This is a genomic window from Herbiconiux sp. A18JL235, assembly GCF_040939305.1.
Classification (GTDB): Bacteria; Actinomycetota; Actinomycetes; order Actinomycetales; family Microbacteriaceae; genus Herbiconiux.
Genome location: NZ_CP162511.1, coordinates 2,875,745 through 2,889,241, shown reverse-complemented (window position 1 = coordinate 2,889,241; position 13,497 = coordinate 2,875,745). Strand labels below are relative to the sequence as shown.

8 protein-coding genes and 1 riboswitch are annotated in these 13,497 nt (G+C 70.8%); of the genes, 2 read left to right on the top strand and 6 right to left on the bottom strand.

Translation table 11 applies throughout. From position 1 onward, the window contains the following. Nucleotides 1-82 precede the first annotated feature (82 nt). Genes ABFY20_RS13530 through ABFY20_RS13520 form a run of 3 tightly spaced genes read right to left on the bottom strand, consistent with a single transcriptional unit; the run spans nucleotide 83 to nucleotide 5,054 of the window. Nucleotides 83-1,084, bottom strand: a complete 1,002-nt coding sequence (locus tag ABFY20_RS13530; protein ID WP_368496755.1) for an aldo/keto reductase family protein — start codon at nucleotides 1,082-1,084, stop codon at nucleotides 83-85. Between the two features lie 53 nt (nucleotides 1,085-1,137). After that, nucleotides 1,138-3,717 carry a bifunctional lysylphosphatidylglycerol flippase/synthetase MprF gene (locus ABFY20_RS13525; protein WP_368496754.1) on the bottom strand — a complete coding sequence of 860 codons (2,580 nt, stop codon included), beginning with the start codon at nucleotides 3,715-3,717 and terminating at the stop codon, nucleotides 1,138-1,140. Next, the gene (locus ABFY20_RS13520) at nucleotides 3,714-5,054 is read right to left on the bottom strand and encodes an alpha/beta hydrolase (protein ID WP_368496753.1); all 1,341 of its coding nucleotides are present in this window, start codon (nucleotides 5,052-5,054) and stop codon (nucleotides 3,714-3,716) included. Before ABFY20_RS13520 ends, ABFY20_RS13525 begins: the two co-directional genes overlap by 4 nt. A 140-nt stretch (nucleotides 5,055-5,194) precedes the next feature. Here ABFY20_RS13520 and dinB point away from each other — a divergent pair, with 140 nt between their 5' ends. After that, entirely contained in the window at nucleotides 5,195-6,418 is a 1,224-nt protein-coding gene (gene dinB, locus ABFY20_RS13515; protein ID WP_368496752.1) for a DNA polymerase IV, read from the top strand. On the opposite strand, the gene treZ is transcribed toward dinB, so the two are convergent. Genes treZ through glgX form a run of 3 tightly spaced genes read right to left on the bottom strand, consistent with a single transcriptional unit; the run spans nucleotide 6,415 to nucleotide 12,825 of the window. Further along, on the bottom strand, nucleotides 6,415-8,232 hold the full coding sequence (treZ, locus tag ABFY20_RS13510; protein ID WP_368496751.1) for a malto-oligosyltrehalose trehalohydrolase: 1,818 nt from the start codon (nucleotides 8,230-8,232) through the stop codon (nucleotides 6,415-6,417). The genes dinB and treZ overlap by 4 nt on opposite strands. A gap of 5 nt (nucleotides 8,233-8,237) precedes the next feature. Further along, the gene (gene treY, locus ABFY20_RS13505) at nucleotides 8,238-10,598 is read right to left on the bottom strand and encodes a malto-oligosyltrehalose synthase (RefSeq protein ID WP_368496750.1); all 2,361 of its coding nucleotides are present in this window, start codon (nucleotides 10,596-10,598) and stop codon (nucleotides 8,238-8,240) included. A 25-nt stretch (nucleotides 10,599-10,623) separates the two neighbouring features. Next, on the bottom strand, nucleotides 10,624-12,825 hold the full coding sequence (glgX, locus tag ABFY20_RS13500) for a glycogen debranching protein GlgX (RefSeq protein ID WP_368496749.1): 2,202 nt from the start codon (nucleotides 12,823-12,825) through the stop codon (nucleotides 10,624-10,626). 116 nt (nucleotides 12,826-12,941) lie between these two features. On the opposite strand from glgX, the gene ABFY20_RS13495 reads away from it, so the two are divergent. Next, nucleotides 12,942-13,310 carry a hypothetical protein gene (locus ABFY20_RS13495; protein WP_368496748.1) on the top strand — a complete coding sequence of 123 codons (369 nt, stop codon included), beginning with the start codon at nucleotides 12,942-12,944 and terminating at the stop codon, nucleotides 13,308-13,310. A gap of 18 nt (nucleotides 13,311-13,328) precedes the next feature. Continuing rightward, a riboswitch (TPP riboswitch) is annotated at nucleotides 13,329-13,436 on the top strand. Nucleotides 13,437-13,497: the final 61 nt, after the last annotated feature.

Genomic DNA, 13,497 nt, shown 5'->3' with positions numbered 1-13,497 from the left:
GAAAGCCGCGGCGAGGCGTCGACCCGGCGCACCCCGCGAGGGGCGGCGGGTCACGCCGAGGCCGACGCGCCCCGCCCGAGCCTCAGGGGCGCGTCTCCGGCGACGTCGTGAGCGCCGGGTCGCGCTCGGCGAGACCCCCGAGCGCCTCGTCGATGCGGTCGAGCGCCTCCTGCGGCAGCGTCACGCCCGCGGCCTTCACGTTCGACTCCACCTGCTCGGGCCGGGAGGCGCCGATGATCGCCGAGGCGACGTTCTCGTTCGCGAGCACCCACGCGATGGCGAGCTGCGCGAGCGTGAGCCCGAGCTCGTCGGCGACCGGCGTGAGCCGCTGCACCCCTTCGAGCACGTCGTCGCGCAGGAAGCGCTTCACCATGTCGGCGCCGCCCTTCTCATCGGTGGCGCGGCTGCCCTCGGGCACTGGCTGACCGGGCTTGTACTTGCCGGTGAGCACGCCCTGCGCCACGGGCGACCAGACGATCTGCGAGATACCGAGCTCCTCCGAGGCCGGCACGACCTCGCCCTCGATCACGCGCCAGAGCATCGAGTACTGCGGCTGGTTCGAGATGAGCTGCACCCCGAGCTCGCGGGCGAGCGCGTGGCCGGCGCGCAGCTGCTCCGCGTTCCACTCGCTCACGCCGATGTAGAGCGCCTTGCCCTGCCGCACCACGTCGGCGAAGGCCTGCATGGTCTCTTCGAGCGGTGTCTCGTAGTCGTAGCGGTGCGCCTGGTAGAGGTCGACGTAGTCGGTCTTCAGCCGGCGCAGCGATCCGTCGATCGACTCGAGGATGTGCTTGCGCGAGAGCCCCGAGTCGTTCGGGCCCTTCGGGCCGGTGGGCCAGTAGACCTTCGTGAAGATCTCGAGCGACTCGCGCCGCTCGCCGGCGAGCGCGTCGCCGAGCACCACCTCGGCCGCCGTGTTCGCGTAGGCGTCGGCTGTGTCGAAGGTGGTGATGCCGTTCGAGAGCGCTGCCCGCACGCATTCCGTCGCGATGTCGTTCTCGACTTGCGAGCCGTGCGTCAGCCAGTTGCCGTAGGTGATCTCCGAGATCTTGAGTCCGCTGCGTCCGAGGTATCGAAATTCCATGCTCGCCACGCTACTCCCGCGCGGAGATTGCTCACCCCCTGCGGAGGGCGCACTCACCGCACACGGAGCGCGCGCACAGCCTGACGGGTCGAGGTGGTCGGGAGGTACGCCCGCCCGAGCGCGTACCCGATGCCGGGGAGGGCGAGCGGGTCGGGGCAGCAGAGGTGGAGCGGCCGGTGCTCGGGGCGGAACTTCGCCTTGAACCGCATGAGCGACCGGAACCCGTAGACCGGTTCGAGCACCCGGCTGAGGTAGCTCAGCACGCCGGGGGCGTCGTCTCCGCTCGTGGCCAGCGGCGCCGCCGACAGACTCACGAACGAGACCCCGTCGAGCTGCGCCTGCTGGATGGTGCGGGCGATGAGGAACTCCATCACCCCGTTCATGCCGTCGGGCCTGCGCCGCATGAAGTCGAGGGTCCACCCCGTCACCTCGCCCTGCTGGAAGGTGGGGAGCCAGCTCGTCACGCCCTGCACGCTCCCCTCGGCGTCGACGGCCACCATGAGCCGCACCTCGGGGTCGGTCAGCTCGTCGACCCCGCCGAGGGTGAAGCCCATCTCGGGCAGGCCCTTCTCCGCCACCCAGAACTCCGAGATCTCGGTGATCTGGGCGCGGGTGGCGGCGCCGAGCTCGCCGAAGCGCACCCACTCCGCGTGCACGCCCTCCCGGTCGGCCCGGTTGATGGAGCTGCGCAGGTCTTGCATCCGCTTGCCGTCGAGCGACCAGCCCGCCGTCGACACCACCGTGTCCTCCGCCACCTGCAGCGACGACCAGCCGGCCTCGCGCAGGGTGCGGCGCACCGCATCCGTCGCCGAGTAGAACACCGGCGTCCACCCGTGCTCGATGCAGTACGCGGCGAACCCGAGGGCGGTCGACGGATGCGCGGAGCGCGGCCCGATCGGGTCTCCGGTCGTGATCGCCACGGCGTTCACCACCCGGTACGCGACGGCGCCTCCCTCGGGGGAGAACCAGTAGTGGTGCCCGGGCCAGGTCGCCATCCAGCTGAGGGTCGACGGGGCGTCGGCGGCGGTCGCGCCGTCGCCGGTGTGGAGCAGCGACCGCACGCGCGAGTCGTCGCTCTCGCCGCCGCGGGGTCGGTGGGGTCGCATGCCGAGCACGGCCATGACGACGACGCCGATCCAGAACAGCGGACCCACCCACTGCGTGGCGATGACCGCGACCGGCCCCTCGGGCAGGATGTCGGCCGGCTCGAGGGCGAGGAACCCGGTCGGCACGAAGCGTTCGGGCAGGTCGAGCAGCAGGTCGCCGAGGCTCGCGGTCGGTGTGAACTGGTCGCGGGCGAGAGCTGCGACGACGAAGTAGACAGCGGCCACGACGACGAACAGGGCGGTCACCCTGGCGAGGAAGCGCAGCGCCCCGTCGCTGCCGTCGGAGCGGGCGGGGAGCAGCCACCGCGACGACACCAGGAGCACGGCGATGAGGAGCGGTACCGCCGCGCTCACCACCTCGAAGGCCAGATGGTCTTCGGCGAGGCGGGCAGGCAGCGACGAGCGCGAGTCGGAGGCGACGAGGGGGATGAACCCGAAGTAGACGGCGGCGAGGACGGCCGAGACCACGTTCACCCCGATGGCGAGCCACAGGGCGACCCGGTGGCCGCGCTGGATCCCCCACGCGGCGATGAGCAGGGCCAGCAGCGGCAGCAGCGTGAGCAGCACCGCGCCGGGGCCGTCCAGGCGCGAGAGCGCGACGACCTCGGCGCAGTGCTTCGTGAGCGTGGCGGTCTCGCAGCGCACCGCGGCAGCCGCATAGTCGCGCAGCGGGTCGCGGAACAGCACCCCCAGCGGGTTGAGGATGCCGGGACCGGAGGGCGACACGATCGACACCAGCGGCCCCAGCGCGGTGACCGCCACCACCGCCGCGAGGAGGGTGCGGGTCTCGCGGCGGGTGGCGCGCGGCACGACACCCGGAGCCCCGGCCGAGGCGCGGCCCGTCGCCGCGCGATGCATCAGCATGCCGAGCACGAGCCCCACGATGGCCGCGAACAGCCGGTACAGGTCGGAGGGGTGCCCGGAGTACAGCACGAACACGAGCACCGCGAGGAACAGCACGACCCGCACCCGGCGGCGCAGCAGCGGCCCGGCGAAGGCGCTCGCAGCCATCACCACCCCGACGACGGCGATCACGGGGTCGACGGTGCGGTAGGTGCGCGTCACCTCGGCGGCGTAGAGGTCGAGCCCGAGGCCGAGGGCCTGCACGCCGAGCCCGAGGAGGATCCCCACCACAGTCACCACGACGAAGGCGACGATCGTGCGCAGATGACCGAAGCGCCGCTCGGCCCAGCCCACACCGACGAGCACGACGATCGCGATCACGGGGAGCGCAGGCAGAGCCCGCACGAAGAAGACCGAGGTGAGCGTCGACGCCCAGTCGTGGTGCACGAACACGGCGTCGTAGCCGGTCGCCACGAAGGCGTCGATGCCGCCGCGGGCCCGCCCGGGCTTCAACGCCAGACGGGTGACGCTGGCCGCGACGACGAGCGCGGTGACCACCCAGGCCACGGGGATGCTGCGTGCCAGGCGCAGCATCCGTCTGGCCAGGCGCAGCACTCGGGTCACGGCCGGGCGGCGCTCGCGAACGACCTCGTGAGCGACCCGGCCACCGGGTGCCGCGGTCACCGGTCGAGACCCCAGTGGTCGGCGACGATGCCGAGACCCTGCTGGAACACCGACGACCAGGTGGTGGCGTCATGGGCGCTGCCGGGAACCTCGATGTAGGTGGCGTCCATGCCCGCGGCCTTCGCGTCGGCGTACAGGCGCTGCACGCCCGGCTTGAAGGCGTCGTCGGCGCTGCCCACACCGAACACCGCGATGGTGCCGGTGTAGGGGGCCTTCGCCGCCATGATGGCCGCGGGATGCGCGGCGGCGTACGCGGCCGCGTCCCCTCCGAAGCCTTGGTCGATGGTCTTCTGCTCGTCGCCGAGGGTGGGGAACTCCTCGCCCGAGGCGTCGATGATGGCGCTGAACAGCTCCGGATGCGCGGCCCCGAGCTGGATGGAGCAGGTGCCGCCCTGGGATAGCCCGCCGATTCCCCAGTAGGTGGGGGAGGGGAGCACCGGGAGGTTGGCGCGGATCCAGTTCGGCACGTCGACGGTGAGGTAGGTCGCCGAGTTGCCGATCGGCGAGTCGACGCACATCGGGTTCACGGCCGGGTCGGTGAGCTGGTCGGGCGAGACCACGATCGGGGCGAGACCCTTGTGGGCCGCGGCGTAGGCGTCGAGGCTCTGCTGCAGGTGATCGGTGGTCAGCGGGTCGTCGGGGGTGCCGGGCTGCCCCGACATCATGATGAGCACGGGCAGCTTCGGCGGGTTGGCGGTGAGCGCCGCCGGCGGCAGGTAGACCACGGCGGGGCGGGCCTTGAAGCCGGATGCGGTGGCCGGGATGGTCACCGAGCTCACCGAGCCCTGCGCGGGCATGCCGGCCGGCGGTGTCCAGTCGGCGAGGGCAGCCGTCGAGTCGGCCCCGCCGCCCGAGGCGGAGTCGGTGGGCGAGCCGTCGGGGCCGAAGCTCGGCAGCGCGTTGCCCGCGAAGGCGCTGAGGCCGAGTGCGCTGCGCACCGTCGGGTACTGCCCGAAGTCGATGTTGATCGACATGGCCGTCGTGGCGGCGAAGAGCACGATGGCGAGCGACGCGGCGACGCCGCGGAGCGGCCGGGGGTGCCAGAGCGAGGCCGCGGCGACGGCGATGGCGGCGAAGCCCACCGCGATCCAGGTGCGCACGACCGGCGTGAGCACGGCGCCGAACAGGTCGAGCTGATCGGAGAGCAGCCAGGTCAGCCCGAGGCCGAGGAGTGCCCCGACGACCGCGGCGACGGCAGCCGTGACCAGCCACGCGCGGCGGGTCCAGCGCGGGCCGGGTCGGCGCACGACGAGCAGCACGCACGCCGCGGCCGCGAGCAGGTAGACGGCGATGACGAGCGGCCCGGAGAGGATGCCGAGGTCGAGGAGAGCGTTCACGGGTGACTTTCGGATCCGGGGGCAGCGAGCGCGGCCACCGCACAGTCTTTTCTTGTCGTCTGTGTGAATTCTGAGCGCATCCGGTGGGCGGGCCGAGAGCGGGTGCCCACGATGTCGGTGGCGCGGCTTAGGCTCTCAGCATGGAGCCCAGTCCGCCCATCCTGCACGTCGACATGGATGCGTTCTTCGCCTCCGTCGAACTGCTCGAGCGGCCCGAGCTCATGGGCAAGCCGGTGATCGTCGGGGGGCGCTCGGCGCGCGCCGTGGTGACGAGCGCCACCTACGAGGCGCGCGCGTACGGCGTGCACTCCGCGATGCCCGTCGGCGCCGCACTGAGGCTGTGCCCGAAGGCCGTCGTGCTCGAGCCGCACATGGAGCGCTACCGCGACGCGTCGCGCCAGGTGATGGCGCTGTTCCGCGAGGTCACGCCGCTCGTCGAGCCGCTCAGCATCGACGAGGCCTTCCTCGACGTGTCGGGTGCCAGGCGGCTGCTCGGCGAGTCCGACGTCATCGCTACGGCCTTGCGGGCGCGGGTGCTCGCCGAGACCGGGCTCACCTGCTCGGTGGGCGTGGCCCCCACGAAGTACATGGCGAAGCTCGCCTCCGGGAGGGCGAAGCCCGACGGCATGCTCGTCATCCGCCCGTCGGAGGTGCTGGCGTACCTGCATCCGCTTCCCGTGCGGGCGCTCTGGGGTGTGGGCGGTAAGACCGCCGAGCACCTCGAGCGTTACGGCCTCATGACGGTCGGCGAGCTCGCCGCCGCCCCGCTCGGCACGGTGGTGGCCGCCGTCGGCGAGGCCGCCGGCACGCGACTGCACGAGCTGGCGAACGGCATCGACCCGCGCGAGGTCGTGACCACCTCGCAGGAGAAGAGCGTCGGGCACGAGCGCACCTTCGACGTCGACGAGCGCTCGCCCGAGGTGCTGCGCCGCGAACTGCTGCACCAGTCGAACCGGGTCGCCGCGCGGCTGCGTGCCGCCGGGCTCGTGGGCAAGACGGTGGCGCTGAAGCTCCGCTTCTCCGACTTCACCACCATTTCGCGCTCGCGCACCCTCGGCGAGCACACCGACCTCGGCAAGCGCATCTACGACGAGGTGTCGAGCGTGTTCGAGGCCGCCTGGAAGGACGGCGCCCCCGTCAGGCTCATCGGCGTGCGCGTCGAGCAGCTCACCGAGGCGGGCGAGACGCTCCACCAACCCTCGCTCTGGGCCGATGAGACGGTGCCCTCCGAAGGGTGGCACGACGCCGAGCGCACCATCGACAAGGTGGCCGCGCGCTTCGGCACCGACATCCTGCGCCCCGCCTCCCTCATGCGCTCACCCGCCTCCGGCGAGACCGCGGAGCGCAACGGCACCCGCCGCTAGGGGAGGGCCGTGACGATCACGCTGTGGGGGGCGACGTCGAGGGGGCGCCCGGCGTGCCGCGACGGAGGAGCGGGGTGCAGGAGGGCATGGGTGTCGACGAGCACCTCGCCGGTGCCCGGAGCGATGGTCTCGAGGGCGCGCGGTTCGTCGGAGAAGTTCACCACGAGGGTGATGGCGGGCCGCGTCAGCACCAGCCAGCGCTCCTCCTCACTGAACTCCACCGAGATCTCCGCCAGCCGCACTTCGTCGCCGGGTGGAAGCGTCGCACGCACCCGCGCGAGTGCCCGGTAGACCTCGAGCATCGCCCGGTGCTCCGGATGCGCGGGGTCGTCGAGCTCGTGCCAGTCGAGCTTCGAACGAGCGAAGGTCTCGGGGTCTTGCGGGTCGGGAACGACACTCTCGTCCCAGCCCATGCGCGCGAACTCGGCGATGCGGCCCTTCGCCGTGGCCTCGCCGAGCTCGGGCTCCGGATGCGAGGTGAAGAACTGCCACGGGGTCGACGCCGCCCACTCCTCGCCCATGAAGAGCATGGGCGTGAACGGGCCGAGCAGGGTGAGCGCTGCCGCGATGGCGAGGTCGTCGAGACCGAGGGTCGCCGTCAGCCGGTCACCGATCGCCCGGTTGCCGATCTGGTCGTGGTTCTGCGACGCGACCACGAGCCGCCAGGGCGCCGTCGCCGCCCGGTCGAGCTCGACGCCGTGGTCGCGCTCACGGAAGCTGGAGTAGGTGCCGTCGTGGAAGAACCCCTTCGTGAGCACCTTGGCGAGGGCCCCCACCGAGTCGAAGTCGGCGTAGTAGCCCGTGGTCTCCCCGGTGAGGTTGACGTGCACGGCGTGGTGGAAGTCGTCGCTCCACTGCCCGTCGAGTCCGTATCCGTCGTCGTCGCGCGCCCGGAACATCACCGGGTCGTTGAGATCCGACTCGGCGATGAGCATCCGCGGCACCCCGGTCGAGGCCGACAGCTCCTCCACCTCGGCCGAGAGCTCGGCCAGCAGGTGCACGGGGCCGTCGTCGACCAGCGCGTGCACCGCATCCAGCCGCAGGCCGTCGACGTGGTAGTCGCGCAGCCACATCAGCGCGTTGTCGAGGATGAAGCGGCGCACCTCCGCGCTGCCGTCGTGGTCGAGGTTGACGCTGGTGCCCCAGGTGTTGCTCGAGCCGTCGTCGAGGTAGGGGCCGAAGAGCGGGAGGTAGTTGCCGCTCGGGCCGAGGTGGTTGTACACGACGTCTTGGATGACGCCGAGCCCCGCCGCGTGGCAGGCGTCGACGAAGGTGCGGTACCCCTCCGGGCCGCCGTAGGCCTCATGCACCGTGAACCAGGCGACACCGTCGTACCCCCAGTTGTGCACGCCGTTGAAGCCGTTCACGGGCAGCAGTTCGACGTGGGTGACCCCGATCGAGCGCAAGTGGTCGAGACGCTTGCGCGCCGAGCCGAGGGTTCCCTTCGGGGTGAAGGTGCCGACGTGCAGCTCGTAGATGACTGCACGGTCGGCGGGGAGGCCCGCCCACGAGTCGTCGCGCCACTCGAACACCGAGGGGTCGTCGGTGCGCGAGAGGCCGTGAACGCCCTCGGGCTGCCGGCGCGAGCGTGGGTCGGGGTAGGGACCCTTGCCGTCGAGCAGGTAGCCGTAGTCGAGACCCGCCTTCCACGTCACGGTGCCCGCCTCCGGCCGCCACCATCCGTCGTCGCTCTTCTGCAGAGGCACGGTGCGGATGCGCGCGGCTCCCGCGCCCACACCGCTGCCCGCTTCGCGCAGCAGCAGCTCCACCCGCGCCGGTCGGGGCGCCCACACGGCGAAGTCGTTCTCGGTCATCTCGTTCAGTCCTCGTCGTCGATGCGCTGCAGCAGCGCGACCGGATAATGGAACAGCAGGTCGCTCACACTGACGGGCCCGGCGCCCACGAGCCTGCCGGTGAGGGCGTCGACGTACCCGTTGCGTGCCGTCGGCAGGTCGAGCGTGGTGTCGCGCCAGCCGCCGCTTCGGGCGAGCCCGATCGGCAAGCGGGTGGCGACCGTGATCGCGCCGCCGCGATCGAAGGCGATGAGGTGCGATGCGGCCGGGCCCGCGGCCTCGAGCCCGCGGTAACCGGTGAACAGCTCCGGCCGGTCGCGGCGCAGCCGCAGAGCGACCGACACCACGAGCAGCTTGGCGGCACCGAGCTCGTCGACGGCAGGCGCCTCCCCGGCGTCCTGGTGCTCGAGCAGGTCGGAGCGCTCACCGAAGTCGACGGGTCTGCGGTTGTCGGGGTCGACCAGGGAGAAGTCCCAGAGCTCGCTGCCCTGATAGACGTCGGGCACGCCGGTCGTGGTGAGCTGCACCAGCTTGGCGGACAGCGAATTGCAGCGTCCCGCATCCGTGATCGTGGCCACCACGCTCTCGACCAGACCCCGCGCCACCGGGTCGGAGTACACCTGCTCGATCGCCGCTTCGAATCGGCGCTCGAACTCGTCGGAAGGGTCGAGCCACCCGGTCGAGACGCCCGCCTCGCGAGAGGCCTTCACCGCGTAGGCCTTCGCCCGCTGCTCGGAGATGGGCCAGGTGCCCACGATCGCCTGCCAGAGCAGGTTCTCGAACGGGCCGTCGCCGAGCGGGAGCTGAGAACGGATCTTCGCCAGAGCCCCGCCCCAGCCTTCGGCCAGCTCAGCCAGCACCGAGATGCGGGCCCTGGCATCCTCCGCCCGCTTCGTGTCGTGGGTCGACAGCGTCGTCATGCTGCCGGGTAGTGTCTCGAGCCGGCGCCTCTGCGCCTCGTGGAACTCGGGCACGGTCACGGCGAAGTGGTCGGGGTCGGCCCCCACCTCGGTGAGGGAGGTGAGCCGCGTGTAGCGGTAGAAGGCGGTGTCTTCGACGCCCTTCGCCATCACCATGCCCGAGGTCTGCTGGAACCGGATGCTCGGAGCCGTGCCCGTGCGACCGAGCGCCTCCGCGGTCTCCCGCAGCACGCCCTCGAGCTCTGGCCGGTGCCCGAGAGCGAGCTCGAGCGCCTCGTCGAGCTTCTCGCGCCCCTCGGGGAGGTAGGAGCGGTAGACGGGGAAGCAGGCGAGCAGCTCGGCCACCGCATCGCGGACCACGGCGGTGTCGGTGGCGGTGGGCAGGCCGCCCGCTCGTTCGAGGTCGCGCACGATGCGCCTCACCTCGGCCTGCAGGATGCCGTCGGCGATGCCGCGCTTGGTGCCGTGGATCATCTCGGCATAGCTCTCGACCGGCAGGCCGCTCGCGAGCCGCAGCTCGCGGTCGAGGGCGTCGAGCGCCGCTTCGCCCTCGGGGTCGACGAACACCCGGTCGATCACGGCGAGGGCGTCGTAGCCGGTGGTGCCGGCCGATGGCCAGTCGGGTTCGAGCGGCTCGTCGCCCTCGAGGATCTTCTCGATGAGCACGTAGGCGCCGCCGGTGAGCTCCGCGAGCCGCTCGAGGTACCCGCCCGGGTCGGCGAGACCGTCGGGGTGGTCGACGCGGAGCCCGTCGACGAGGCCCTCGTCGAACCAGCGCTTGATCTCGGCGTGCGACTCGTCGAACACCCACGGCTCCTCCACCCGCACGGCGGCGAGGGAGGAGACCGCGAAGAAACGGCGGTAGTTGAGGTCGGTGCTCTCCCGCCGCCAGTTCATCAGCTCGTAGTGCTGCCTGGAGTGCACCGTCTCGGCGTCGGCGCCGTCGTCGGCGGTGCCGGGCGCGATCGGATAGCGGTGGTCGTAGTAGGCGAGCACCGGCTCGCCGCCGGCGCCGGCGCCGGCGCGCTCGAGGGTGAGCGCGTCGAGCGAGTCGTCGCCGAGCACCGGGATGCGCAGCCTCCCGCCTCCGGCATCCCAGTCCACGTCGAAGGCTTCGGCGTAGCGGGATCCCCTTCCGTGCTTCAGCAGGTCCCACCACCAGGGGTTCTGCGACGGCGTCGCCACTCCCACATGGTTCGGGACGATGTCGACCAGCACCCCGAGGCCCGCCTCGTGGGCCGCTGTCGAGAGGGCGCGGAGCCCGTCGGGGCCGCCGCGCTCCTCGTCGACGCGGGAGTGGTCCGTCACGTCGTATCCGTGCTGCGAGCCGTGCTCGGCCTGCAGGATGGGCGAGAGATACACCCAGTCGGCGCCGAGGCGCTTCAGGTAGGGAACCAGTCGCGCCGCATCCCAGAGGGTGAAGTCGGCGGTGAGCTGGAGGCGATAGGTCGACCGGGGCATGCGCATCCGGTGGTCTCCTGTTCGGTAGAGGTCAGCCGACCGACGGTGTGGTGGGGATGACGATGGTGGTGGTGTCCGCCTGCGCCGACAGCGAGGCCGCGACGGAGTGGTCGGGTTCGACCTCGGGTTCGCGGTGGGCGCGGAGCACGACGAGCGACCTGCCGCCGACCGAGAGGGTCGAGGAGGCTTCGAGCGCCGTCGCGTCGGCCGCGCCGCCCGCCGTGTCGATCACGATGTCCCAGCTCTCGCCGTACTCGATCGACGGGAGCGTGAACTCCTGGTCTTCGTCGTGAGCGTTGAAGTAGATGAGGAAGTGCACGTCGGTGAGCTGCTGCCCCCGCGCATCCCGTGCCCTGATGCCGTTTCCGTTGAGGAACACCCCGACGGCGCGCGAGAGCGGCGAATCCCACTCCTCGGGCTGCATCTCGCTGGCGTCGGAGTTCAGCCAGACGATGTCGGGCAGGGGCTCGCCGGCGCCGCGCTTGACGGGGCGGCCGTCGAAGAAGCGGCTGCGCCGGAAGGTCGGATGCTCCTTCCGCAGACGCAGCACCGCCGCGGTGAACTCGATGAGCGGCAGGTCTTCGCTGTCCCAGTGCACCCACGACAGCGGCGAGTCCTGCGCGTAGGTGTTGTTGTTGCCCTCCTGGGTGCGACCGAGCTCGTCGCCGTGGAGGATCATCGGCACACCCTGCGAGAGCACGAGCGTCGCGATGAAGTTGCGCTGCTGCCGTGCCCGCAGTGCGAGCACCTCGGGGTCGTCGGTGGGGCCCTCCGCGCCGGAGTTCCACGAGCGGTTGTGCGATTCGCCGTCATTGTTGTCTTCGCCGTTGGCGTCGTTGTGCTTCTCGTTGTACGAGACCAGGTCGCGCAGCGTGAAGCCGTCGTGGGCGGTGACGAAGTTGATCGACGCCACCGGACGGCGGCCGGAGTGCTCGTAGAGGTCGGCCGAGCCGGTGAAGCGGCTGGCGAACTCACCGAGCGTCGACGGTTCGCCGCGCCAGAAGTCGCGCACGGTGTCGCGGTACTTGCCGTTCCACTCCGTCCACTGCGGGGGGAAGTTGCCCACCTGGTAGCCGCCGGGGCCGACGTCCCACGGTTCGGCGATGAGCTTCACCTGCGACACCACCGGGTCTTGCTGCACGAGCTCGAAGAAGGTAGAGAGGCGGTCGACGTCGTAGAACTCCCGCGCCAGCGCACTGGCGAGGTCGAAGCGGAAGCCGTCGACGTGCATCTCGGTCACCCAGTAGCGCAGCGAGTCCATGATGAGCTGCAGCGAGTGCGGGTGGCGCACGTTGAGGGTGTTCCCCGTGCCGGTGTAGTCCATGTAGTACCGCTGGTCGTCTTCCACCAGGCGGTAGTAGGCGGCGTTGTCGATGCCGCGGAAACTGATGGTCGGGCCGAGGTGGTTGCCTTCCGCGGTGTGGTTGTAGACCACGTCGAGGATGACCTCGATGCCCGCCGCGTGAAGCGACTTCACCATGCCCTTGAACTCCTGCACCTGCTGCCCGCGGTCGCCCGCCGACGCGTAGGTCGACTGAGGAGCGAAGAAGCCGATGGTGTTGTAGCCCCAGTAGTTGCTGAGTCCCTTGTCGATGAGCGTCGAGTCGTTCACGAACTGATGCACGGGCATGAGCTCGATCGCCGTGATGCCGAGCTTCAGCAGATGCTCGATGACCTTCGGATGCGCGAGGCCCGCGTAGGTGCCCCGCTGCTCTTCGGGGACATCGGGGTGCAGCTCGGTGAGGCCCTTGACGTGGGCTTCGTAGATGACGCTCTGGCTGTAGGGGATGCGGAGCTTGCGGTCACCCGCCCAGTCGAAGAACGGGTTGATGACCACCCCGTAGGTCATGTGCGACGCGGAGTCGTCGTCGTTGCGGGAGTCGGGGTCTCCGAAGGTGTAGGAGAACAGCGACTGGTCCCAGTCGATCTCACCGCTCGTCGCCTTCGCGTAGGGGTCGAGGAGCAGCTTGTTGGGGTTGCAGCGCAGCCCGTTCTCGGGGTCGTACGGGCCGTGCACGCGGTAGCCGTAGCGCTGGCCGGGCTGCACCAGGGGCAGGTAGGCGTGCCAGACGAAGGCGTCGACCTCCGTCAGATCGACGCAGGTCTCGTTCCCGTCGTCGTCGAAGAGACAGAGTTGCACGCGCTCGGCCACCTCGCTGAAGAGGGCGAAGTTGGTGCCGCTGCCGTCGTAGGTGGCGCCGAGCGGGTAGGCCGATCCTGGCCACGATTCCATGGGTTCTCCTGTCGATTCTCCGATCACCGTACCCGGTTACCGCCCCGCGGCCATCGGCTGGCGACAGGGCTCGTGCGGGACTGTTCAGGGGGGCCCGATCGCGGTAGCGTGTCGCCATGGCCAACCTCGTGGAAACACTCACCGACGCCACCAAGTCCATCGGCGTGAACGCCGCCTACGGAGCACCCGTCGAGATCGACGGCGCGAGCTTCGTTCCGGTCGCCCTGGTGTGGGCGGGCTTCGGCGGCGGCAATGGCACCGCATCCTCTCCCGGCGCCACCGAGAAGAAGCTCGGTGCGGGCGACGCCGGCGGCGAGGGCTTCGGTGGTGGCGGATTGAGCGTACCGATCGGCGCGTACGTCACCGGCCCCGACGGCAAGGCCACCTTCGAGCCCAACCTCATCGCGCTGCTCGCGGTCTCCCTGCCCGTGGTCGTGGCCACCGGGTGGTCGCTCGCGAAGTTCGTGCGGGCGCTGAAGAAGTAGGCGTTCGCGGGCGTATACTCGCTCCTACACGGGAGTCCGGTGAGCCGGGCTGAGAGGAAGGTTCTCAACCTTCGACCGTCGAACCTGATCTGGATCATGCCAGCGCAGGGAGGCATCTCTACGCCGCGATTGCGGCGCGCTCGCGGTTCGTGCACCAGTGCGCATCCGTCGATCGCGCAGCGTTCGG

Excerpts from the sequence above, each read along its gene's own strand:
- treZ (WP_368496751.1), bottom strand. The coding sequence starts at position 8,232 with ATGACCGAGAACGACTTCGCCGTGTGGGCGCCCCGACCGGCGCGGGTG.
- dinB (WP_368496752.1), top strand. The coding sequence starts at position 5,195 with ATGGAGCCCAGTCCGCCCATCCTGCACGTCGACATGGATGCGTTCTTC.
- glgX (WP_368496749.1), bottom strand. The coding sequence starts at position 12,825 with ATGGAATCGTGGCCAGGATCGGCCTACCCGCTCGGCGCCACCTACGAC.
- ABFY20_RS13495 (WP_368496748.1), top strand. The coding sequence starts at position 12,942 with ATGGCCAACCTCGTGGAAACACTCACCGACGCCACCAAGTCCATCGGC.
- treY (WP_368496750.1), bottom strand. The coding sequence starts at position 10,598 with ATGCGCATGCCCCGGTCGACCTATCGCCTCCAGCTCACCGCCGACTTC.
- ABFY20_RS13530 (WP_368496755.1), bottom strand. The coding sequence starts at position 1,084 with ATGGAATTTCGATACCTCGGACGCAGCGGACTCAAGATCTCGGAGATC.